This is a genomic window from Stenotrophomonas sp. MMGLT7 (assembly GCF_021168555.1).
Classification (GTDB): Bacteria; Pseudomonadota; Gammaproteobacteria; order Xanthomonadales; family Xanthomonadaceae; genus MMGLT7.
The window spans coordinates 95,893-117,391 of the sequence record NZ_JAJOZS010000010.1 but is presented as its reverse complement, the minus strand read 5'-3'; the positions used below and the strand labels follow the sequence as shown (position 1 = coordinate 117,391).

The 21,499-nt window shown below is 58.3% G+C and carries 19 protein-coding genes and 3 pseudogenes; 21 read left to right on the top strand and 1 reads right to left on the bottom strand.

Annotation, left to right across the window (positions count from 1 at the left end; genetic code table 11):
* Positions 1-123 precede the first annotated feature (123 nt).
* The 9 genes and pseudogenes from tssI to LRX76_RS13340 all read left to right on the top strand — a co-directional run bounded on the left by tssI (position 124) and on the right by LRX76_RS13340 (position 10,168).
* Complete coding sequence (tssI, locus tag LRX76_RS13380) at positions 124-2,850, top strand: type VI secretion system tip protein TssI/VgrG (protein ID WP_231806014.1); 2,727 nt, start codon at positions 124-126, stop codon at positions 2,848-2,850.
* The gene (locus LRX76_RS13375; protein WP_231806012.1) at positions 2,843-3,385 is read left to right on the top strand and encodes a hypothetical protein; all 543 of its coding nucleotides are present in this window, start codon (positions 2,843-2,845) and stop codon (positions 3,383-3,385) included. The genes tssI and LRX76_RS13375 overlap by 8 nt, the downstream gene beginning before the upstream one ends.
* A 34-nt stretch (positions 3,386-3,419) precedes the next feature.
* The gene (locus tag LRX76_RS13370; RefSeq protein ID WP_231806050.1) at positions 3,420-5,174 is read left to right on the top strand and encodes a LysM peptidoglycan-binding domain-containing protein; all 1,755 of its coding nucleotides are present in this window, start codon (positions 3,420-3,422) and stop codon (positions 5,172-5,174) included.
* Complete coding sequence (locus LRX76_RS13365) at positions 5,171-5,728, top strand: hypothetical protein (protein ID WP_231806010.1); 558 nt, start codon at positions 5,171-5,173, stop codon at positions 5,726-5,728. The genes LRX76_RS13370 and LRX76_RS13365 overlap by 4 nt, the downstream gene beginning before the upstream one ends.
* Positions 5,729-5,762: 34 nt before the next feature.
* Positions 5,763-6,457: pseudogene (locus LRX76_RS13360) on the top strand (DUF2345 domain-containing protein); the annotation flags it as partial.
* The gene (locus tag LRX76_RS13355; protein ID WP_231806008.1) at positions 6,454-8,118 is read left to right on the top strand and encodes a LysM peptidoglycan-binding domain-containing protein; all 1,665 of its coding nucleotides are present in this window, start codon (positions 6,454-6,456) and stop codon (positions 8,116-8,118) included. The pseudogene LRX76_RS13360 and the gene LRX76_RS13355, both read left to right, overlap by 4 nt.
* Positions 8,115-8,906, top strand: coding sequence for a hypothetical protein (locus LRX76_RS13350; RefSeq protein ID WP_231806006.1), 792 nt, complete (start codon positions 8,115-8,117; stop codon positions 8,904-8,906). The genes LRX76_RS13355 and LRX76_RS13350 overlap by 4 nt, the downstream gene beginning before the upstream one ends.
* A gap of 213 nt (positions 8,907-9,119) precedes the next feature.
* Positions 9,120-9,563 (top strand): annotated as a pseudogene (locus LRX76_RS13345) (phage baseplate assembly protein V); the annotation flags it as partial.
* A 44-nt stretch (positions 9,564-9,607) separates the two neighbouring features.
* Positions 9,608-10,168, top strand: a complete 561-nt coding sequence (locus tag LRX76_RS13340; RefSeq protein ID WP_231806004.1) for a hypothetical protein — start codon at positions 9,608-9,610, stop codon at positions 10,166-10,168.
* Positions 10,169-10,476: 308 nt separating this feature from the next.
* On the opposite strand, the gene LRX76_RS18835 is transcribed toward LRX76_RS13340, so the two are convergent.
* Entirely contained in the window at positions 10,477-10,800 is a 324-nt protein-coding gene (locus tag LRX76_RS18835) for a hypothetical protein (RefSeq protein WP_331716781.1), read from the bottom strand.
* A gap of 13 nt (positions 10,801-10,813) precedes the next feature.
* Here LRX76_RS18835 and LRX76_RS18830 point away from each other — a divergent pair, with 13 nt between their 5' ends.
* The 12 genes and pseudogenes from LRX76_RS18830 to LRX76_RS13280 all read left to right on the top strand — a co-directional run bounded on the left by LRX76_RS18830 (position 10,814) and on the right by LRX76_RS13280 (position 21,191).
* Positions 10,814-11,728: a type VI secretion system Vgr family protein gene (locus LRX76_RS18830; RefSeq protein WP_331716780.1), complete on the top strand. Its 915-nt coding sequence runs from the start codon at positions 10,814-10,816 to the stop codon at positions 11,726-11,728.
* Positions 11,729-11,791: 63 nt separating this feature from the next.
* Positions 11,792-12,268 (top strand): hypothetical protein, encoded by a 477-nt coding sequence (locus LRX76_RS13330; protein WP_231806002.1) that lies wholly within the window; start codon positions 11,792-11,794, stop codon positions 12,266-12,268.
* Between the two features lie 15 nt (positions 12,269-12,283).
* Positions 12,284-13,141: a M23 family metallopeptidase gene (locus tag LRX76_RS13325; RefSeq protein ID WP_231806000.1), complete on the top strand. Its 858-nt coding sequence runs from the start codon at positions 12,284-12,286 to the stop codon at positions 13,139-13,141.
* Positions 13,142-13,195: 54 nt separating this feature from the next.
* Positions 13,196-15,592, top strand: coding sequence for a hypothetical protein (locus LRX76_RS13320; RefSeq protein WP_231805998.1), 2,397 nt, complete (start codon positions 13,196-13,198; stop codon positions 15,590-15,592).
* Positions 15,561-16,277, top strand: coding sequence for a hypothetical protein (locus tag LRX76_RS13315; RefSeq protein WP_231805996.1), 717 nt, complete (start codon positions 15,561-15,563; stop codon positions 16,275-16,277). The genes LRX76_RS13320 and LRX76_RS13315 overlap by 32 nt, the downstream gene beginning before the upstream one ends.
* A 15-nt stretch (positions 16,278-16,292) precedes the next feature.
* A pseudogene (locus tag LRX76_RS13310) lies at positions 16,293-16,703 on the top strand (DUF2345 domain-containing protein); the annotation flags it as partial.
* Positions 16,704-16,725: 22 nt separating this feature from the next.
* Positions 16,726-18,042: a hypothetical protein gene (locus tag LRX76_RS13305; RefSeq protein ID WP_231805994.1), complete on the top strand. Its 1,317-nt coding sequence runs from the start codon at positions 16,726-16,728 to the stop codon at positions 18,040-18,042.
* 96 nt (positions 18,043-18,138) lie between these two features.
* Positions 18,139-18,924, top strand: coding sequence for a hypothetical protein (locus LRX76_RS13300; protein ID WP_231805992.1), 786 nt, complete (start codon positions 18,139-18,141; stop codon positions 18,922-18,924).
* On the top strand, positions 18,891-19,265 hold the full coding sequence (locus tag LRX76_RS13295) for a hypothetical protein (protein WP_231805990.1): 375 nt from the start codon (positions 18,891-18,893) through the stop codon (positions 19,263-19,265). The genes LRX76_RS13300 and LRX76_RS13295 overlap by 34 nt, the downstream gene beginning before the upstream one ends.
* Positions 19,266-19,340: 75 nt before the next feature.
* On the top strand, positions 19,341-19,565 hold the full coding sequence (locus tag LRX76_RS13290) for a hypothetical protein (protein ID WP_231805988.1): 225 nt from the start codon (positions 19,341-19,343) through the stop codon (positions 19,563-19,565).
* Between the two features lie 7 nt (positions 19,566-19,572).
* On the top strand, positions 19,573-20,151 hold the full coding sequence (locus tag LRX76_RS13285; protein ID WP_231805986.1) for a hypothetical protein: 579 nt from the start codon (positions 19,573-19,575) through the stop codon (positions 20,149-20,151).
* Positions 20,152-20,408: 257 nt separating this feature from the next.
* Positions 20,409-21,191 carry an SH3-like domain-containing protein gene (locus LRX76_RS13280; RefSeq protein WP_231805984.1) on the top strand — a complete coding sequence of 261 codons (783 nt, stop codon included), beginning with the start codon at positions 20,409-20,411 and terminating at the stop codon, positions 21,189-21,191.
* The last annotated feature ends 308 nt before the right edge of the window (positions 21,192-21,499 follow it).

Genomic DNA, 21,499 nt, shown 5'->3' with positions numbered 1-21,499 from the left:
CGACATGCAACGGCCGTCACGCACCGGCCCGCTCCGGCGAGCGGGGCCGATGCCGGCCGTGCCCTCGCTCTGGTATAAATGCCACGGCATGTCCGCAAGGAACATGACCATGGAGGAAGACATATGGACATAGCCGCAATCTTGGCGCCGCTGGCCGCACCGTCGCAGCAATCGCGCCTGATCCAGCTGGACAGCCCGCTGCCGGGCCTGGTGGTGGAGCGCTTCGAGGGGCGGGAGAGCGTCTGCGCGCCGTTCCGCTTCGAGATCGACTGCCTGTCCACCTCGGTCCTGCTGCCGGTGGAGGACCTGCTCGAACAACCCCTGACACTGCAACTGCGCCAGGCCGACGGCCGGCTGCGGCGCTGGCACGGCCTGTGCACCGCGGTGGACGGACTGGGCGGCGACGGCGGCCTGGCCCGCTACCGGTTGACGCTGGAGCCGTGGACCGCGCTGATGGCACTGCGCCGCAACGCCGTCATCTTCCAGGACCTGGACGTGCGCGGCATCTGCGAGAAGATCTTCGCCGACTACCCGCAGGCGGCGTACCGCTTCGACGTGCAGTCGGCACTGCCGGTGCCGGCGATCACCACGCAGTACCGCGAGAGCGATGCCGACTTCGTCACCCGGCTGCTGGCCAATGCCGGGCTGGCTTGGCGCTACGAGCATGCGCAGGAGGGCGAAGCGGCCCACACCCTGGTAGTGTTCGATCCGCAGGCCGAACTGGCCGAGGGCGGTGCGGTGCGCTTCCATCGCGCCGACTACGCCGAGGCCGAGGATGCGATCACTGCCTTCGGCGAGCAGCGCCAGGTCGTGCCCAACGCCGCGCTGGTGGCCAGCTGGCACAGCGAGCAACTGGCCAGCATCGCCGGCCAGCACCAGGCCGAGGACAGCGGGCTGCCGCCGCTGGAAGTCTACGTGCAGCCGCGCGCCGGCATGCTGCCGCGCTCGCAACAGGCACAGACCGCCGCACAGGCCCGGCTGGAGGCGCTGCGGCTGGCCCGCAGCGTCCATGCCGGTGCCGGCAGCGCCCGTGCCCTGGCGGCGGGCACGCGCTACAGCCTGCGCCAGCATGCCCAGCACGAGGGGCTGGCGTTCGTGCCGCTAACGCTGTCGCATGCGGCCAGCAACAACCTCGAGGCCGGCATTGCCGAACTGCTCGCAGCTCCGGAACTGGAGCGCGGAAGCTACCGCAACCGCTTCGTCGCGGTGCCGGCGGGTACTGCGCTGCGGCCGCTGCCGCAGGACCGTCCGAGCGTGCACGGCCTGCAGAGCGCGCGCGTGGTCGGCCTGCCCGATGCCGCCCTCACGCCCAACCGCGACCACCAGGTGCGCATCCAGTTCGCCTGGCAGCGCGGCAGCGCCTCCAACCCGGGCGGGCTGGGGGCCGAAGGCGCCGCCCACGAGCACGCCCCGGGCGATGCCGGCAGCGGCACCTGGGTGCCGGTGGCCGAGGCGGTGGCCGGTCCCAACTGGGGCAGCCACTTCCTGCCGCGCATCGGTGCCGAGGTGCTGGTGGAGTTCCAGCACGGCGACATCGACCAGCCGCGCATCACCGGCCAGCTGTACAACGGCGAGGTCGCCCCGCCGTTCGGCGGCGGCGTGGAGACCGATCAGCCAGGCACCCTGAGCGGCCTGCACACCACGGCCCACGACGGCGGCGGCAGCCAGCAGTGGGTGATCGACGACACCCCCGGCCAGCTGCGCACGCGCCTGCACACCTCGCTGGCCGACAGCCGGCTGGAACTGGGCTACCTGGTCGAGCACGCCGACACCCGCCGCGGCGCGCTGCGCGGGCAGGGCTTCGAACTGGCGACCCAGGGCTGGGGCCAGGTACACGCCGCCCAGGGCCTGCTGCTGTCCACCACGGCCCGGCAAGGCGCGGTCTCCACCACGCAGGACGCCAGCGAGGCGGTGGCCCAGCTCAAGGGCGCCGAACGCACCGTGCAGGCGCTGGCCGACACCCTGGTCCAGCAGCAGGTGCCGACGCTGCAGACCGGCGAGAACCTCACCGCGCTGCGCGAATCGATCGACCCGGAAGCCGATGGCAAGTACGGCGGCAGCGTCAACGGCCAGAGCGCGTTAAAGCCGGGCGCTGGCCGCGAACGGGGCGACGCCCCGGTGGAAGCGCTGGCGCAGCCGCGGCTGCTGGCCGAGAGCCCGGACCGGATCGCCCTGGCCAGCGCCAACAGCGGCGTGGCCTACGCCGGCGGCGCGCTGCACTGGACGGTGCAGGACGACGCCCACCTGGCCGCGGGCCAGACCCTATCGGCGGTGGCCGGCCAGCACGCCAGCCTGTTCGCCCAGGCCGGCCCGATCAAGGCGATCGCCGCCGCCGGCCCGGTAAGCCTGCAGGCGCATGCCGGCGAACTGGAACTTCTGGCCGACCAGGACGTGATGGTCACCGCCACGGACGACCGGGTCGAGGTGCTGGCGCAGCAGAAGATCGTGCTGCAGGCCGGTCAGAGCGCGATCACGCTGGAGGGTGGGGACATCACCTTCGCCTGCCCGGGGGAGTTCACGGTCAAGGCGAGTCAGCAGCCGTTCCTGGGGGGGGAGAATACCCATCCCTCGCTTCCGGCATTTCCCCCGCCAATAAGATTAGAACAATACAGCGAACGCTTTGACGTTGAAGATGTTGTGCTGACCGATGACGCCTTAATTAATGCTCCATACATGGCAAAGTTCGTCAACGGCGAGATCTATCAGGGCTTTCTGGACAATAATGGCTTAAGCCCACGTCTCTTTAGCGATAAAGAGCAGGACGTAGAGATTCTCGTAGGTGATGGTGAATGGCAAATGTTTGAGGATATAAATGAAGATGATGTGCTTGCAGGAGACGCCGATGTATAGGCTGGCCCTGCTCCTCACTGCAGTTATGCTGACCTGTGTGTCCGGTTGCAGTCGTGCGCAGACTGTTCCGATGGAGTCATCCATTTCGGGCTGGAAGCCGGTAACACCGCCACCATCGTTGATGCGCTATACGACCGAGGCATTTAATCTGCTATCGCGGGATCCCTCAATCATTACTGGCATGGTTCAGTTCGATGCGGAGTTTTATTCTGCGTGGAAGGGAATTATGAAAGGAGTTTCGTTAACTCCCGATGTTCTTGAGAAAAGGTTGCTGAGCGGGCCGCAGAAAGAGGGGCGATACTGGGGAAACTCTACTCGGAGTATATTTGTATATACCGCTTGTCAAGCGCATTCCTGCTCAACAACAAATATTGTCCTGTATTACGATCCCAAGGCCCATTCCATGGGCGGTAGACTGCAGGATCGCTGCGGGATTAGTTGGGTGGGGCCAATGGATGAAGATCTTAAGAACCTCCTTGAGCGGATCAGTCCCATTGATCCTAACGATTCCAATCGCAAGCTCGACTGCAAGTAATTATGCGATCAAGCAAGGAGGCCACGTGAGCGGAATGCGCGAGTTTCTTACAGCTGTCGCCCAGCGCGAGAGTAACGGCGATGCACGTATCATCAACAAAGCTGGATATGTAGGTAAATATCAGTTCGGCGAGGCAGCGCTGATTGACCTTGGCTATTATCTCTCTGACGGTTCTGATTATAGAAACAATTGGAAAGGACAATGGGCTGGGAAAAATGGTATCTTCAGTTTGGAGGATTTTCGTTCTTCGCCCGATGTTCAGGATATGGCTGGCGACCAGTGGTTCAAATTATTGTGCAAGCGTGCAAAGAAAATGGGGCTCGATCAGTATTTTGGGAAAACAATAAATGGAATTTATATTACCGAGTCCGGTATCTTGGCAGGCATGCATCTGGTCGGGACTGGCACCAAGAAAAATCCTGCTGGCGTTGCTAAGTTTCTTTTCTCAGAAGGGAAGGAAGATCCGGTAGATGGCTTTGGTACAGCTGCATCCGAATACATCCGGCTTTTCGGGGGATACAGTCTTGGTTGTTGTTCCGGAACGCTCAATGTAGCACTTCAGGATCGTGCCGGCAGCCCTATTTCGGGGGTGGGATACGAGATTCGTAATAATGGAAGTGTTTTGCAGAATGGTTCAACCACTGTCGACGGAAATATTGAAAAGCCAATACCGGAAATTTCTTTTTCAGGAATTGTTGAATTTTGGATCGAGCGTGTTCAGGGGGGATTAAAGCAGATCTGGAATGGCCGGCTTGGAAGTTCTGAACACAATATTGTTCTGAAAAGTCCCAAGATCAAGATCGCTGGTAAGACGAAATCTCATGCCGGATCTCCAGGTACTCACAACAATCGTACAGAGCAAGCGCGTAAATCAGGTGCTCATGTGGTAAGGCGTGGTGATTCTCTGTGGGCGATAGCCAAACGGCATGGCACGACCGTGAAGGATCTGAGAGAATTGAATCCGTCATTGGCGCATACGGATCTGATCAAACCGGGTCAGACACTAGTCGTGCGCTCTTTCAGTGGCACGAACACGCTGCCCAAAACAACTGGGCCGCAACAACAGGGTGGCAATAGTGCTGCGGACGCATCCGCGGCAACCTCTTCGTCCGAACAGCCGGCACAATCGACTATTGGGACTTCGGCCCAGTCCAGCCCCAACAAGGTTGAGAGTAATTCTGGTAACAGCGACTTGGCGCCTAGCGCCAGCACAAAGAGCGATCGCACGCGCAATGGTCATCCTGTAACTATTGCTTCTCCTGTCTCTCCTGAGCAAGTGCAGGAAGGGGATAAGGTCAAGCGTATGCTCGAAATCCTGGCGATGAATGTGAAGTGGGGAGATCCTCAGAAGAAGCCCAACGGACCGGCCGCCGTGACCAAGGCACGGAGCAATACACCAATATCAAGCGTCCCTAAGGCGGAGAACAAATCTTTGGGGCGTTGTTATCTCTACGTAAAAGTGGCTCTACAGGCTTCTGGCATGACTGGTCGTTATCTTCAAGGGGCTCCAGCAAAGGAGGCCGGTGCAGAACTTGAGGCGGAGGGTTTTCGGAATCTACTCGACATGCCTGACCATGAAATCAATAGCCCATACGACGCACCGGTCGGTAGCGTTATTGTCTACGACGTGACCGATGGATCTCGTTGGGGGCATATCGAGATCCGAATGGACGACGGCTCCTTTGCAAGTGATTACCGCAGTCCGAACAGCCGGGTAATGAGAAAGAGCGAACCAACTACTATGATTGGTCGCAAAAGAAAGGTTATTGGAATATGGGTTAAGTCATGAAGGTCAATGCTATGATTCCTGTCTTGCTTGTCGGCATTTCTGTAGTGTTTGGATTCGCTGATAGATCCGATGCCTTGTCTTCGTCTTTGACGGCAGCCAAAGACCTTGACACAGCCTCGTTGAAACGCACGGCTGCCGAGGATGCCGGGTCCAGCTTCGAGAGGCGCTTCACTTGGAACGAGATATTTTCCTGCACTGACAAGGTTCGCGGCACCATTGACGTTTCGGTATCCGGAGTCGCTTCAGGAGGAAATGCTCCCGGCACAGTACCGCATGGAACAGCGGACAGGCTTCGGGTCGAAGTGCTCCGGACTCAGCCCAAGGCATCTCCGCAGCGTTGGTTTTCCTCCATTGGGCATCCGTCTTTCGATACGGACGAGCAGGCCCGCCACGCTTCAGTCTTGCTGGCCAATGGGATGCGTCTTGAGTTCGACCGTTATGGCCAACTGCCAGATGCCGATGCCGACAAGGCGGATTTCGATGAGCGTCCCTTTTTCACATTATCCATTGACGGGTATAAGTATCGCTGCGGGATGCAGTACAACTCCAAGTAGGCGTGCGACTGCGCCAGTCTGCTGGCTGGTTCCGTCGTACGCCGGCGGCGCGCTGCACTAAACCGTGCAGGACGACGCCCACTTAGCGGTAGGGCAGACGGCGGTGGCCGGCAAGCACGCCGGCCTGTTTCGCCCAGGCCTGGCCCGATCAAGGCGATCGCCGCCGCCGGCCCGGTAAGCCTGCAGGCGCATGCCGGCGAACTGGAACTTCTGGCCGACCAGGACGTGACGGTCACCGCCACGGACGACCGGGTCGAGGTGCTGGCGCAGCAGAAGATCGTGCTGCAGGCCGGTCAGAGCGCGATCACGCTGGAGGGCGAGGACATCACCTTCGCCTGCCCGGGGGAGTTCACGGTCAAGGCGAGCCAGCAGCCGTTCCTGGGTGCTGAAGCCGATGGTGCTGAACTCGAGGAATTGCCGTACTCGCTGTCCCAAAGAATGCCTTACAGCCTTCGCTGGCAAACCCTCTCGGCCGTGACCGCGACCCCTACGCAAGACGTCGATGTTGTTGCTGTCGAATCGAAGAAGGGATCAAACCCGGCAATCATCATGCAAACCGCTGGAGATGGACGTACCGGGCGCCTACGCGAAGACAAGCTTGCAAAGACATATGACGTGCTTATCGGCAGCGGGGGATGGTCAATGCTTTGGACAGGCGAACATACTCCTCAGCAATTGGATTTGCACGATTGGATGGATTGGGAAGCCATCGAGGATGAAGACGAATGAGCGAGAGCATCTATATTGTCAAGCGTGGCGACTCGCTTACGAAGATTGCACGCACTCACGACACTCAAGCAAAGACCTTGGCCGAATTAAACGGCATCAATAATCCCGATGTCATCCGTGTCGGGCAACGACTTCGCTTACCCGCAAGAAATTCTGTTGCACCACAAAATACGAACGTGAGCGTGCCCTCATCCGGAGCCAATGTTCCAACTGGGAAATCTGATCAGGCTTTATCGAATGAGCCGCATGGTAGGTCGAAAGAAAGTGCCGATGGCGCCAGCAATGTTCTGCTCCAGTTTTTCGACGTATTGAGCAAGCCGATTGAAGGGCTAAAAGTCATTATCGCGACTGGCGGTCAGGCGCTCTCATATCTCACCGATAAGGATGGCCAGATACCTGAGATCAAGACATCCTCCGCATTGCCCGAAGTAAAAGTGGAGGTGGAGAAGGTAACGGGCGGCACCAAGGAAGTCGCTAAGTTCAATGCTGCACCCGGCTGGCAGCACGTGCTGCTGACCACTCCCAAGTTACGTCTGAACTCCGACCAACGCCCGCACGAGGGACGGCCACCGCCGGTCAAAATCAAACCGTCGGCTACTGCTCCTACATCGCCCGATACAGCAACAACTGCCCAAGCTCAACAACAGCTTGGCAAGGTGACGCAGGCTCGTAGCCCGGCGGGCCATCCGGTGACGCAGGTGACCTTGGAGTGTCCGAATCCTGAAAACCTGCGACTCGACCTCAATTTCAAATATCGAGACATCATCATCGCAGCAGGTAAGCGCAGCGGCTTCATGCCCCAAGCAATCGCCGCGATCATGAACGCCGAGGCGGCGACGATCACTGAAGTCACATACCAGCCCATACTGGGTAAGGACAAAAAACCGGTCATCGACAGCAAGACCGGCAAACCGAAGACCAAGAAGATCACAAAAAACTACGGGGAATGGAACACCAAGTCCGCCTCGCCGGCCTCAAGCGCGCGTGGCATGACGCAGTTCCTTGATGGAAGCTGGATCGACAACGCTCTGACTAGTGGCACCCGCCTCAACGACAAGGTCAAGGAAAAGGGCTGGCTGACCACTTCGACCGTCAAGGATAAGAAGGGCAATGAGAAACAAGTGCCTGCCTTTAAGCTGGCTGATGGCAAGCTAGTCACAGCGACGAAAGGACGGCCGCTGGTGCGAGTTCTGTCGAGTAGGCCATATATCACCGGACGCGCGACGGCGAGCGATGCCAACGTACAGGCTCTGCTAGACATGCGCTTTGATGCCGAGTGCGCGATTGATGCAGCCGTCGACTACGGCACGATCAACCTGAAGGGCTTGAAGGACGCCGGCTACGATCTATCCAAACTCAATGATGGTGAGCGCGCAAAAATCGTTTATCTATGTCATCACCTAGGCTTGGCTGATGCCAAAGGCTTTATTCAGAAGACCATTGGCGAAGATCGTGCGAAGACGCTGCTGGTAACCCAGGTGGGTAACTCGTCGGCCGAGAAGTACGCCAAGGACGCTGGTGGAACCTATGTCGAAGGTCATCGGGTCTGGCTGAATACCTTCGAAAACAATCGCATCATCCTCACCAAGTTCATGTGCGATCCATCCAAGGCACCGACTGTACGCGAGCTAACTGTCATTACTGATCCAATCAAAAAATGAAACCTATGAAGAAGCTCGTTGCGACCGGCATATTCGTGCTGCTGCTAGTAGCCTGCAAGGCGAATACCGGCGAAGTTAAAATTCAGGAACAAGGGTCCGCGCCTACCGATGCTGCGTCAGCATCGACGGAGTCGCCATCTGTGTCTTCCGTTGACGAAGCGCGACCGTCGCCCGATGTCATCGAGTTTGTCCAGACGAACTACTCCGAACAAAATCCAACCGATGGAGCCTACGTACAGAATGACATGCGCTACACGATCTGCGCATATCGCCAAGCAAAAACACCGGACAAATATCATTACCTAGCATTGTGCAGTGCGGACGATTTTGCACCCGAAAAGCAGGTTGATCTGTATATTCTGACCGCCGACGCTAACAATGTCGTGGCCTCAAACACTGGCATCCTGATCCGATCTGCGAATGTGTCATTAGTATCTCTGGGTGGCGAGCGATTGGGTTTTGCGGTGTCTCAGAGCGAGATCAATCAGGGCCTCATTTCCGGCGCGACTACCCTCTACGCAAAGCGAGACGAGGAATTGCCCGCAGTTGCGGAGTTCATCGACCAGCTTGACAACACATCCGATCCCGATTGCAAGGGTTACGAGCATGGTTGCGAGCGCATATTCAGAAAATTTCTCGACTCGGGAACGCCGGATGCAAATGCAGGACTGATTATTGTTGAGAAGAATGAAACCAATGGCACCTCCGAGGAGAAACGCTACACATTGAAGTTTGATTCTACGGTCGGGAAATATATCGTGCCCTCGGAACTTCAACGAAGTTATTAACATCAATAGAAATATGCGTCCGCTTCCGTTTCGACATCGACATGTTCCTGCCCTCGGCCGGGCTGGACCCGGCGTCGCTGCCGGCTCAGTTGCTGACCCTGCGCCTGCGTTAGGCCGGCTGCGCCGAGCGCCACCGGAAGCGTGCGCGCCCTCGCCAGCGGTACCCGCTTCGGCCTGAGCCAGCATCCGCAGTACGGCGGCCAGCGCTTCACCGTGCTCGCCGTCGAGCACCACGCCAGCAACAACCTCGAGGCCGGCATTGCCGAACTGCTCGCAGCTCCGGAACTGGAGCGCGGCAGCTACCGCAACCGCTTCGTCGCGGTGCCGGCGGGTACTCCGCTGCGGCCGCTGCCGCAGGACCGTCCGAGCGTGCACGGCCTGCAGAGCGCGCGCGTGGTCGGCCTGCCCGATGCCGCCCTCACGCCCAACCGCGACCACCAGGTGCGCATCCAGTTCGCCTGGCAGCGCGGCAGCGCCTCCAACCCGGGCGGGCTGGGGGCCGAAGGCGCCGCCCACGAGCACGCCCCGGGCGATGCCGGCAGCGGCACCTGGGTGCCGGTGGCCGAGGCGGTGGCCGGTCCCAACTGGGGCAGCCACTTCCTGCCGCGCATCGGTGCCGAGGTGCTGGTGGAGTTCCAGCGCGGCGACATCGACCAGCAGGGCGTGGCTCCTTCAACTTAGATACAACTGGAATCTGAACTATGTTTTTGTATTCGCGTGTTGCCATCCTTACCTTTGGCCTGTGCACCGCCACATCCTGCGCAGCTACATCTCCAGGGGAAGACAGCCTACAGGCGCGTTGCATCGCCACGCCCATCGATGATCATATCGAACTTCGGATTGTTGACGGGAAGCAGGTCAGTGCATGCCCGCCGGACGCAGAGGAAGGCTGCCCCTACAATGCCAATATCGGCCAGACCTATCTAGATGACACGCCAGATTTCAACCATGATGGGCGTAAGGATGCCATCATCAGCTATCTCGGTAGCAGCTATGGCGGCATTGACGTTGTTGACAAGCTGGTCCTCGCTCAATGCGCTGATGGGACCTACATCCGATTACTAGAAGGATCCTTTACTACTCTAGTCGCTCCCGAGCCTCCATATGCCAACTGGCCAGAATTGATCGCAACTCTAAACTGCCCTGCTTCTAAAAGCCAAGACACGCTCACGAAACAGTTCAAACTCTATTTCGATCCCAAGATTTTTCAGTATCAGATACCTCCTCAGCAATCATTGCGTGATGCGTGCAAAGATATCTGAGTAACACGACTTCATTCGATAACTGGAAATAATGAGAGCTGAAGGCATATAGGCACGGTACGGGTAGTAAGTGAACTCCATTGCGGATCTTTGCGCAGTATCCGCAGGCCCCCCTCCACTTCGACGTTTGTCAGGTGCGGCCGATCACCACCCAGTACCGCGAGAGCGGCTGGGACTCGGACTTCGTAACCGCCTTCTGGCCAAGGCCGGGCCGGTCTGGCGCTTCGACCACGCCAGCGGCGAGGACGGCAGCGAAGACACCATTGGCGGTGTTCGATTTGTTGGCCACACGGGCAGATGTGGGCACGCTAGGCTTTAATCACAGCGACATCAGCGAGGCCGACCGCCGGCACGTTGCCGCCGCTGGGGGGCCACGTGCAGCTGCGCGCGAGCCGCTTCGGCGAGGCGGCCTTGGGGATGACGAGGCCAAGCACTGGCTCGACGCCCTGCGTGTGGCGGCCCTCCTGCACGCCGGGGCGGGCGGCGTGCGTGCTCTGGTCAGCGGCGGCAGTTTCACGTCGAGCCAGCATCCGCAGTGCGGTGGCCAACGCTTCACTGTGCTCACTTTCGAGCACACCGAGCGCAACAACCTCGATACCGACATCGCCACGCTGCTCAGGCGAGCCGCACACGCGCCTGCACACCTTGCTTGCCGACAGCTGGCTGGAATTGGGCTACTTGGTCGAGCATGCCCACACCCGGCGCGGCGCGCTGCGCGGGCAGGGCTTCGAACTGGCGACCCAGGGCTGGGGCCAGGTACACGCCGCCCAGGGCCTGCTGCTGTCCACCACGGCCCGGCAAGGCGCGGTCTCCAACGCGCAGGACGCCAGCGAGGCGGTGGCCCAGCTCAAGGGCGCCGAACGCACCGTGCAGGCGCTGGCCGACACCCTGGTCCAGCAGCAGGTGCCGACGCTGCAGACCGGCGAGAACCTCACCGCGCTGCGCGAATCGATCGACCCGGAAGCCGACGGCAAGTACGGCGGCAGCGTCAACGGCCAGAGCGCGTTCAAGCCGGGCGCTGGCCGCGAACCGGGCGACGCCCCGGTGGAAGCGCTGGCGCAGCCGCGGCTGCTGGCCGAGAGCCCGGACCGGATCGCGCTGGCCAGCGCCAACAGCGGCGTGGCCTACGCCGGCGGCGCGCTGCACTGGACGGTGCAGGACGACACCCACCTGGCCGCGGGCCAGACCCTGTCGGCGGTGGCCGGCCAGCACGCCAGCCTGTTCGCCCAGGCCGGCCCGATCAAGGCGATCGCCGCCGCCGGCCCGGTGAGCGTGCAGGCGCATGCCGGCGAACTGGAACTTCTGGCCGACCAGGACGTGACGGTCACCGCCACGGACGACCGGGTCGAGGTGCTGGCGCAGCAGAAGATCGTGCTGCAGGCCGGTCAGAGCGCGATCACCCTGGAGGGTGGGGACATCACCTTCGCCTGCCCGGGGGAGTTCACGGTCAAGGCGAGCCGGCAGCCGTTCTTGGGGGGGGAGCGTGGCAGCTACGAGTTGCAACTATCGCAAGGGGTAGCGAGCTTCCAACCACATCGTTTTTTTGAGTTCTCCGATTGATCGCACTGCAATCATAGGAAACGACATATGCCATCTTTTCGAGAGACGACTCTGCTTAGTCTGATGCTTGCTGCTACCGGCTGCGCTGTCACAGCACCGCTATCTGCTGCCGGCGAAAAAGTTCCACGCTACCAGAATCAATACGGGGATGAGAGCGGATTCGGGCAGGAAACCGCCGGCTTTGCCAATTGTCAGCTTGGCGATTTGTACTTGGACGAATATAGCGGCACCACACGCAGCCGCTATCTGCAATCCCTAGCCGGTAAACGTTGTGACCGTGAAGATACGCTCGCGCAGTTCTGCATTGCCGAGCGGTTCAATGGCTTAAAGGTGATCCGGCTGGCAGTTCCAAAGACGACGACGCCTATATTCGCCCTGTATTTGGATGCGGATCTAGAAACTGCGCGAGCCACGCTCAAGCAGACGTTGGGAAGTGAGTTTCATGCCTCCCCAGCTTCGGCGCAGGGAAAAGTTCCGGAACTGATTCAGGATCCTGAAAACGACAGAGCATCGATACTTATCTGCACCAAGCAGTTCTAAGGAGAGAGAGCTTTCATGCCTGCTTACAATCCCGGCACCGGTTTTCGGCGCGGTAATCGTCGATTCGGCCGTCAGGTGCATCCGATCACCAAAAAAGTCACTGGTCATGCGGGTGACGACTGGCCAGCTCCGGAAGGGACGCCCATTCCGGCTGCCTATGCTGGTGAGGTGAAAGAGATTCGTAATCAATTCAATCCCGCTAGCGGTACGGGTTGGGGATGGTATGTGTTACTTGAACACAGTGTTCGCGGTCAGGTAGTCAAAACGCGCTATGCCCACATGCGCCAGCGATCTCCGTTGCAGGTTGGCGACAAGGTCGTCAAGGGACAGGTAATCGGCGAAGCTGGAAGTACCGGCGGCAGCACGGGCCCACACCTGCATTTCGAAGTCATAGTGAACAACACGCCGGTGGATCCGTCGACGTTCGATTTTCCTGACGATGACGTGAGAAATGATGGCAACTGGGCCTATCCATTCCAACCGCTGCAATACAAAGGGGACGAGGGTCAGACGCAGGAAATCAAGAATCCATTGTCCGTGCTTTACTATGAATCGCTAGCAAATGCTGAAAGTGGCGCATACCCGATCGGGTCGAATGGGATCTGGCACGGCGGCCTGCATTTTGACCGGGCAACGGCTGTTATGTTGAATCAAGACGTGGGTGTGCGCTGTCTGACAGGAGGTGAAGTGGTCGCCTACCGCGTCGATGGCAAGTATCCAGTTAGTAGCTACGCCACTGGTGATGCCGAGTATTCGACAGGTTTCGTACTGGTACGCCACAAGCTGCAATTACCGACAGCACCAAGAGCCGAAGGTGGCGACAACGCCGCACAAGGGACTGGATGGCAATCGCAGGATGCGTCGGTCAAGTAAGATACGGAAGATTCGCAGGGACATAAAGAAACGTTGCACTTCTATAGTCTCTACATGCATCTGGCCAAGGCGGATGATTATGAGGGGCAGGAACGGCAGCGCCCCTCATATTGGGAGACTGCGGATAACAAGTATCGTGTCGCCAGTCGTGCTGTGGATGCCAACCCGTACGACCGGGAGGGCCGTCGAAAGGGCATTCGCGTGCGCCGCGGGCGCGGCAGCAGAACCCAATGTATCGGCTGGCTACCGCCTGGTACGGCGATAGTGGTCGAAGGCGGCAACGGAGCTTGGCGCAAGATCAGCAGCTTCGAGGAAGGGAGCATGGTCGCCGACCCTGATAATGCGCCGGCCCAGGATGCTCCGAAAGGGTGGATCTATATCGGAGAGCTAGACATAGTCACCATCAGCCATCCTGCAGCGATCGATATGGTGCATATCCCGGAAGTGCCGGTCACGCTCAAGGCGGGTGACTTCGTCGGCTATCTCGGCCAGTACAAGCGTCGTCGTGATGCCGGCCCGTTCTGTAGCAGTCGGCCGATCGTTCATCTGGAGGTATTCACCGGCGACGACCTAGATGCATTCATAGCCAAGAGTCGCCTGCGCGCCGCTGAGTTGCCGGATTCCTCACTTACCATGTTGTTGATCGAGGAAGGCGCCCAACTGGCAATGCCCAGCGAACCTGACCAAACGATTGCAGCAACCGAGGCTGTCATGGTGGAAGGTGCGGCGGCCGACGTGACTTGGGTACAGGTACGCAGGGGGAATGTGCAGATACTGCCACGCATTGGACTAGGCAATTACAGCGGTGATGCCACGCGCGTCTATGGCGGTCGCTACCATCTGCTACGCATCATGGACAACGCCGGAAAATCCATCGAGTTGGAGCAGTTCAATGCACTTTCCAGCGAGGCTAAGACGGGCTATCCGAACCGCGAGGTGTTCTTGGCTGGGGATGAAAGGCTGTGGGTTGAGCGTGATGTGCTGGGAGGTCGCCATGTCGTCAGTGGTCATGAGTTGAAGGCATGGAGTCGTTTCCCGATGCAGACGAGCGACACCAGCGGCCCGAGGGTCAGCGTTCCACGGGTGCTGACAGTGGTGGAACTCGGCAAGCCGGAGACCGAGGCAGATGGCCCACGCTGGTGGCAGGTCGAAGTCGGGACTGAAAAGGGCAGCAGTGCCAGCGGCTGGGCGTGCGAGAAAGGCCAGGCGAAGGTAAGGCTGTGTTCGCCGTGGGACTGGCCTGGCTTTGATGTTACTCGCGAGGGTACGCCTACCAAAGACATGCATGAGTACAGCCTCGATGTGAACGGCGAAGTCCAGCCAGACGAAAATTTCAAGGCCACGGCCGACCAAGTTGATGGCAGCACTTTGTTCCGGAAACTGCGTAACATAATGGATTTGGATGGGAAAGATGGTGTCAGCCGAGATGAGTTGCGCGCGGCTCTGCGTCGCCCTTGGCTCGCACAAGCCATCTCCCACCTTATCGTGCATTATGAAAGTGAATGGGGTGGGGAGATGTCAAAGTGGAGCGCACTCGATCCACATATGCAGGGCGAATTGGCACCAGACTGGGTGGCGGAGAAACAGCGCATCGAGAAACTACGCTGGTGGCAGCATGTTGCTGGCAAGCACGACTTCCCATCGGATCCAAATGTATTTCATATCCATCCGATAGCGCTTGTGACTAATTTTCATGGTCAGGTTGTGTCTGGCTGTTATTGCCATCGCGACATGACGGAAGACGAGATACGGGAAATCGTGCTGGCCATGCGCAAGTCGGAAGGGGCGGTTTACGATCGTGTCGGAGATCGACTTTTCACCGAAAACAACGTATCTCTTCCGGAAGCGGACAGGACCTATGCAAGGCTGACTGACGAACTGAATGCTGCTTTTGATGCTTATGGCATAGATACCTGCATCCGTCGCTTGCACTTCTTGGCCCAGGCATACTGGGAGTCAGACCGTTTTCGAACGACGAAGGAGTATGGCTCAGGGCATCGATATGCGCCGTATGATGGTCGTGGTCTGATGCAGTTGACCTGGAGGCGCGCTTACGAGATGTATGAATCTCAGACTGGCACCAGTTGTGTCCAGACTCCGGATAATATTTCAAACAGCCTCCATCATTCTGTTGATTCGGCCGCATGGTATTGGCGTCAGGGCAAAGAGTTGAGTGCCGGCGATCGTTGGTCGGCCCCTTCGTCGGCACCCGATTATGTTCGCCGCCACAATCCAGCTTATCCAAAGACTACGCACAGTTATGTTTACGATGGTGAATCGCGTCGTTATGGAACGGTAGACCTAAGCTTGATCGCCGATGATGATTACGTTGATGTCATCAGTTGGCTGGTGAACGGTGGCAGCAATGGCTTGGCTGAGCGTCGCGTGTACGTGCGGCGCCTGAAGGAGATTATGAAATATGACCAATGTGCTAACAAGAAGGGTTCTTGATTTTCTTTTAATTGGCTTGCTATTTGGTCTGGGAGCCTGCCAAGGCTCTGCCGATAGTGGAAGAAATGCAGTAGCGGAAATATCACATCCGAAAATAAAAGATAATAAATCCTCGGTTGCATCCACCAGTGACGCGACAGTTGCGCCAGTGAAAACCGGGCGCGTACACGCACTGGTTGAAGATTCAGCCTTGCGCAAGTACGTGGACGACAGTGCCTACGTTATCGTCGAAGTCGATCTCAATCTGGATGGGCGTCTCGATCGTGTCGTGAGCAGTGCCGAAAATGCAGGGAACACATTGCTGTTTTTCATTAATGATGGGGCCAAATTTTATCAGGCGCTGACCTCAATCAACTTGACGGAGGATGGGGGGCGTGTCCTGCGCTCGGTCAGCCCAACGCCGACGAACTTGCACCCGGAAGTGCTGAAGATCGAGACTTATTTCCCGCAGGGTGAAGATGAGGCCGTGCATTACATCCGTTATGCTGATGGTGGTTGGCAGCTATCGCGTACTGTATACTCCGTATCTGACTGGCGTGACCACGATGGTATTCGCTACGTCTGTGAGGTAAGCCAGGATTTGCCAATGGCCGATCTGCCCAAGCCGGACGTTTCTGCTCGGATAAAGCAATTGCCTGAAGAAGAAAAGCGTAGGAATCAGTGTGCGGAGAAGAGCGGCGGCTAGCGCACTATGCACTGGACGGTGCAGGACGACGCCCACTTGGCCGCGGGCCAGACCCTGTCGGCGGTGGCCGGCCAGCACGCCAGCCTGTTCGCCCAGGCCGGCCCGATCAAGGCAATCGCTGCCGCCGGCCCGGTAAGCCTGCAGGCGCATGCCGGCGAACTGGAACTTCTGGCCGACCAGGACGTGACGGTCACCGCTACGGACGACCGGGTCGAGGTGCTGGCGCAGCAGAAGATCGTGCTGCAGGCCGGTCAGAGCGCGATCACGCTGGAGGGTGGGGACATCACCTTCGCCTGCCCGGGGGAGTTCACGGTCAAGGCGAGCCAGCAGCCGTTCCTGGGGGGAGAAAGTGGCGATCTGCGCGTGTCCCTGCCATATGGCCTGGTGCATCTGGAGCCGGATCGCATGCTCGACTTCTCGGGCTGATTTCTACAAGGAAGACACTGATATGGCCGACGATGGGAAGCAGATGCCAGCGAAGATCGGCAAGCTGGTCTATCCATTCAAGAAGAAGGCGGAGTCAGACAAGGCAGACGCCAAACCTACCGCAGTGGACGACGCGCAGAGTTACTTCCTGGCGCTCTCCACCGCCTCCGATGGCTTCTATCCCATCGGCGCCAATGGTCAATGGCATGGCGGCATCCATTTCGATGCGCAGACCGGCGCGACGCTATCGCAGGGAGAAGGCATTGGCTGCATCGGTAACGGTGAAGTCGTCGCCTACCAGGTCGAATCGAGCGACTCCTCGATTTCCTACAGCACCGGCCAGGCACGTTACTCGCGCAGCTTCACTCTGGTGCGGCACAGGCTGGAGCTACCACCCGCGCCCACGGCCAAGCAGAACCAGAATCAACAGCAGGGTTCCGGCATGGCGGCGCCCACGCCAGAAGATGCCCAGGCCAGCGACCAGAAGACCGAAGAGCCATCGCTGATCTTCTACAGCGTCTACCTGCACCTGATGGATTGGGCCGGCTACCAGGCCGATGCCAAGCTCAAGCGTCCGGGATACTGGGGAAGCAGCGTCTACGTCGTGGGCGAGCGCGCCAAAGACCACGACCATCGCAAGAACAGCTTCATTCCGGAAGGCGGCATCGGGCTGAACCTGCGTGATGCCGCCAACCGTTGTGCCGGCTACGCCGCACGTGGCGCCCAACTGGAACTGGGCGCAGAGAACCCGGCCAAGAAGGGCTACTTTGCCATCACCCGCTTGGTCGGCGGCCAGACCAATCCAGCTGATCCGACGGGGCTGTATGCCTACAAGAAGGAGCTGGACACCTCGACCCAGCCGGCGCAGAGAGACACGGTCCATGTCCTGCCCAAGTCGGAGCCCATCCAGGCGGATGCGCTGATCGGCCATCTTGGGCAATACGAGCGCTACGTCGACACCGACCCGCTGGCGAGCGCCCGTCCCCGCGCTTTGATGCAACTGGATGTCTTCACAGCGGATGACGTCAAGGCCTTCATTGCCAAGAGCCGTGAACGTGCCAGGCAACTGGACGCCAGGCAAAAGGTGCTATTGAAGATCGACAAGGGTGCCAAGCTGACGCTGCCGCCCCCGGCCGACCAACGGATAACGGCCCAGGACACGCTCCTCCCCGTCGGCACGGCCAAGGCGTCCGATGGCTGGATACAGGTACGCAAGGGCACGCTGGAGATCGCCGAGCGCAGTGCACTGGGCACGTACGATGCCGCCACCAACAGCTACCCGGGCGGCAAGATTCCCCACCGCTTCGTCGGTGCGCAGGATGCCGATGCCATTACCTAGTCTGCCTACAATGCGCTCGGCAAGGAAGCGAAAGCCGCCTACACGCGCCGCCAGGTGCTGGTCCCCGCGGGCACCCCGGTGTGGATCGAAGCGGACATGATGGGCAGCGACGGCAGCGTATCCGGGCGCGACATGCAGGCCTGGAGCCAATTCCCGTTGCAGGTCGGACAGGGCGACGGACCGACTGCCAACTCCATCCGCGTCGTGGCGATCAAGCAGTTGACCAAGGTCGCCGCTGAGGCCGACGGTACCCGCTGGTGGGAGGTGGATGTCGGCACCGTGGAGGGCAGCACGCGTATCGGCTGGGTGCGGGAGAAGGGCCATCCCCAGGTCACGCTCTGCTCGCCATGGGACTGGCCCGGCTTCGAGATCGTGGAGGGCGAGGCCAGTACGCCCGAGCAGTTGTACGCCCGCCATATCGACGCGACCAAGCAGGCCCGGCCGGACGAGCAGGCGGCAATGGCGGCCAGAGCCGCCGAAGCCAACGGCGGTCCCCTGTTCTCCCGGGTCTGTGACGCGATCGACCTGGACGACGATAAGGTTCTGACTCCCGACGAGCTACGCAAGGCGCTCAAGCAGCCCTGGCTGGCGGATGCGCTCTCCCGCTTGATCATCCATCACACCAGCGAATGGGGAACGCCGGCTGCGCAGTGGGATGCGATCGACAAGGATATTCCGGAAAATCGTAAGGGTGATTGGGAAAGGGAGAAGGAAAAATTCCAGACATTGCAATGGTGGAGTGCTGTAGCTCCCCAGACAGGGCTGCCTAAGGATGCAAAAATCTATCATTTCCATCCGATCGGATTGATAAGAAGTTTTGCCAATAAAACCGAAAAGTTGACTTTGGAATGCTCAGGGCAGTATTTGAATCACGTTCAGTAGATACGGCAAAATTGCAATCCTTTGTCGATGAGATCAACGAGAACATAGAAGGATACAAGCTGGATACTAACTTGAGACTTTCTCACTTCTTCGCACAAGTTCGAGAAGAGGCTGGAGCTAATGCGCGCACGGTAGAAAACCTAGACTACTCGCCTGAAGGATTGAAGGGAACATTCTCCTACTTCCGTCGTAATCCTTCCGAAGCCGAATTGTATGGCCGCACATCGGCACATTCCGCCGACCAAGAAGCGATAGCCAATCGTGCCTATTCCAATCGGGAGGGTCATGGCGACCCCTCATTGGGCGAGGGGTGGAAGTACCGTGGTCGCGGACTTAAGTAACTTACCTGGAAGGGTAACTATCAAAGTTTCCAGGATAACTACCGCAACGTATGGCCCGATGAATCTCCCGACTACGTGAATAATCCGGATCTGCTGGTTCAGCCCAAGTACGCAGTGCGTTCTGCAGTATACTTCTGGCTACACAACAAGCTTTACGAAATCGCTGACAAGGGGGCAACAGATGCCAATGTCAATTCAATCGCAGCTGTCATCAACAAGGATACCGACAGTTATGCCGCCCGCAAGGGGCATTTCAAAATAATATGGAATTGGAAAACATTCGAACCCGTTAAGAACTAATCGAGTCATGTTGATGAATGGTATTTGGCGTTTTCTTCGCATAGCCATTTTGGCCATATTTGTGATGATGCCTTTGGGTGTCACGTATGCTGGTGCGATATATTCAGAGGGCGATAGAGTAGTTGCCGCGCCGCAATTGAAGATCGACTTTCCTGTCCGTGGCTCGCTAATTCGGTTCTTTTATTCCAAGAGTGATGGACGCGATCCTGACATAGAGATGTACATCTCTACAGCAGCTGATGCCGAGAGGAATATGCGCTTCCTGGGTAAGATTGAGCCCGAAGGCGGTGCCGCTCAAATCGAATCAGTATTCACCCGGGATGTCGATAGTGACGGGCAGAAAGAATTATTCGTAATAGCACGCTGGGAAGTAAGTCACCCAGGCCTCAGGACGTCCGGAAATTTCTACCGGACATATGTCTATAAAACATCTGCCAACGGGAATTCATTCTCGCGGATGGAGCAAGTGGAGAGGGTGATTGGATCGGGGATGGATGGCGTAAGAGAAGGTAGAAAAGTCCACTATCCCTATCGTGATGCGGGAAGTATCAAAAAGCTTCTGGACAAGACGCGCATACGTCCCTGAATAATCATTAGCGTAAAAAGAGCTTATAAAGATCATGGTAGCTTAAAGCAAGGGATGTTCTTGATCAATCAGTAGTCCGGTCCATCACCATCGGCGCGGCCAAGGCGCTCGGTAAATAAGCGAGTTCAGCGTACTAGGATGGAAGTCAGTATAGGGCTATCACTCGGGGCGATAGGGGGTTTATGGAATGTAAAAATCAATTCTGGCATATAAGAAAAATCTCAAATGACCATTATTCGAACCATGGGTTTCTCTATATGCTCTGCCTGATGTTTTCTAGTGTCCCCGCGGCTTTGGCTTCCTCTGTCAACTACGATTACATCGAAATACAAAAAGCAGCGATGCCGACCAAGATCGACAAATGCCACAGTACGCCGTTTTCTGTGCGCCTGACGGATAGTGGGATCGAGTTAAAGTCTGCGGCAGGCCAATTGGTCGTGCATAACGAACTTGGAGATGAGCCAGTGGATGCAATCGTTGGCGACTTCTGGGGAAACCGCCAGTGCTTCATCGCGCTGAAGACAGCAGAAAGCGACGTCAATGAGTCGTATGATATCTATATGGTATCGCCCTCTTCTGCGCCCAGCAAAGTGCCTGGAATTCCCAGTATCATGAATCCCGACTTCATTGGGGGCATCGTCATCAGTAATTATCGTGATGCGGCGCGTTGGCACAAGGAGAAGCTCTGCTATCCGCAAGGGGAGTTACCTTACCTTTGCGAGAAGCGCGATAGCTTGGACGACAGTGTTGAAAGCGTACGGAAATGCACAGCCAACGGTGATTGCATTGCGACACGGTTGGTTTTTTCTGCTTCTGAAATGGCTGTAAACGCGTACGTGACAAACGTCAAAGCCACTATCTGGCAGGTTTCCTCCGGCGGTGGTTTTGCGCCCCTGCGCTCCTACCTAATCAAAGGTGATAAAGTCAGATTGCTGGATTTCAAAAGTACGCGCGGCGCTACCTACTACCAGTTCGAATATAGAGGCAAGAAAACGACGGTAGGCTGGGTGGATGAGAAAGACGTTAAGTTGACGAAATAGCCCTCAATGGTATTCGGTTGGTGTCAGCGATGCTTGTTGGCTAATCTGCGCCATCAGGTGCTGCTGGAGGTAATCGATCCCGGTCTGGACGGGCTACCGCGCCTTGGTCAACGGCTAGTCCACCATCAAGCCGATGTCGGGTAACGACGACGATCCGCCAGTGGGGAGCTTAGCTCCCCTGACGTTGCAGGAGAGGGCCCCAACTACCTGTTCTGCAGCACCTCCAAAAACAGGTTGCTTGCCCTATGCTAACGGCCCGCTGTACGAAGGGACCGGAAGAAGGGTGAGAGAAAACATGTGCTCCGTAT

Coding starts and splice junctions, on each gene's coding strand:
- tssI (WP_231806014.1), top strand. CDS start 124: ATGGACATAGCCGCAATCTTGGCGCCGCTGGCCGCACCGTCGCAGCAA.
- LRX76_RS13375 (WP_231806012.1), top strand. CDS start 2,843: ATGTATAGGCTGGCCCTGCTCCTCACTGCAGTTATGCTGACCTGTGTG.
- LRX76_RS13370 (WP_231806050.1), top strand. CDS start 3,420: ATGCGCGAGTTTCTTACAGCTGTCGCCCAGCGCGAGAGTAACGGCGAT.
- LRX76_RS13365 (WP_231806010.1), top strand. CDS start 5,171: ATGAAGGTCAATGCTATGATTCCTGTCTTGCTTGTCGGCATTTCTGTA.
- LRX76_RS13355 (WP_231806008.1), top strand. CDS start 6,454: ATGAGCGAGAGCATCTATATTGTCAAGCGTGGCGACTCGCTTACGAAG.
- LRX76_RS13350 (WP_231806006.1), top strand. CDS start 8,115: ATGAAACCTATGAAGAAGCTCGTTGCGACCGGCATATTCGTGCTGCTG.
- LRX76_RS13340 (WP_231806004.1), top strand. CDS start 9,608: ATGTTTTTGTATTCGCGTGTTGCCATCCTTACCTTTGGCCTGTGCACC.
- LRX76_RS13330 (WP_231806002.1), top strand. CDS start 11,792: ATGCTTGCTGCTACCGGCTGCGCTGTCACAGCACCGCTATCTGCTGCC.
- LRX76_RS13325 (WP_231806000.1), top strand. CDS start 12,284: ATGCCTGCTTACAATCCCGGCACCGGTTTTCGGCGCGGTAATCGTCGA.
- LRX76_RS13320 (WP_231805998.1), top strand. CDS start 13,196: ATGCATCTGGCCAAGGCGGATGATTATGAGGGGCAGGAACGGCAGCGC.
- LRX76_RS13315 (WP_231805996.1), top strand. CDS start 15,561: ATGACCAATGTGCTAACAAGAAGGGTTCTTGATTTTCTTTTAATTGGC.
- LRX76_RS13305 (WP_231805994.1), top strand. CDS start 16,726: ATGGCCGACGATGGGAAGCAGATGCCAGCGAAGATCGGCAAGCTGGTC.
- LRX76_RS13300 (WP_231805992.1), top strand. CDS start 18,139: ATGATGGGCAGCGACGGCAGCGTATCCGGGCGCGACATGCAGGCCTGG.
- LRX76_RS13295 (WP_231805990.1), top strand. CDS start 18,891: ATGCTCAGGGCAGTATTTGAATCACGTTCAGTAGATACGGCAAAATTG.
- LRX76_RS13285 (WP_231805986.1), top strand. CDS start 19,573: ATGTTGATGAATGGTATTTGGCGTTTTCTTCGCATAGCCATTTTGGCC.
- LRX76_RS13280 (WP_231805984.1), top strand. CDS start 20,409: ATGCTCTGCCTGATGTTTTCTAGTGTCCCCGCGGCTTTGGCTTCCTCT.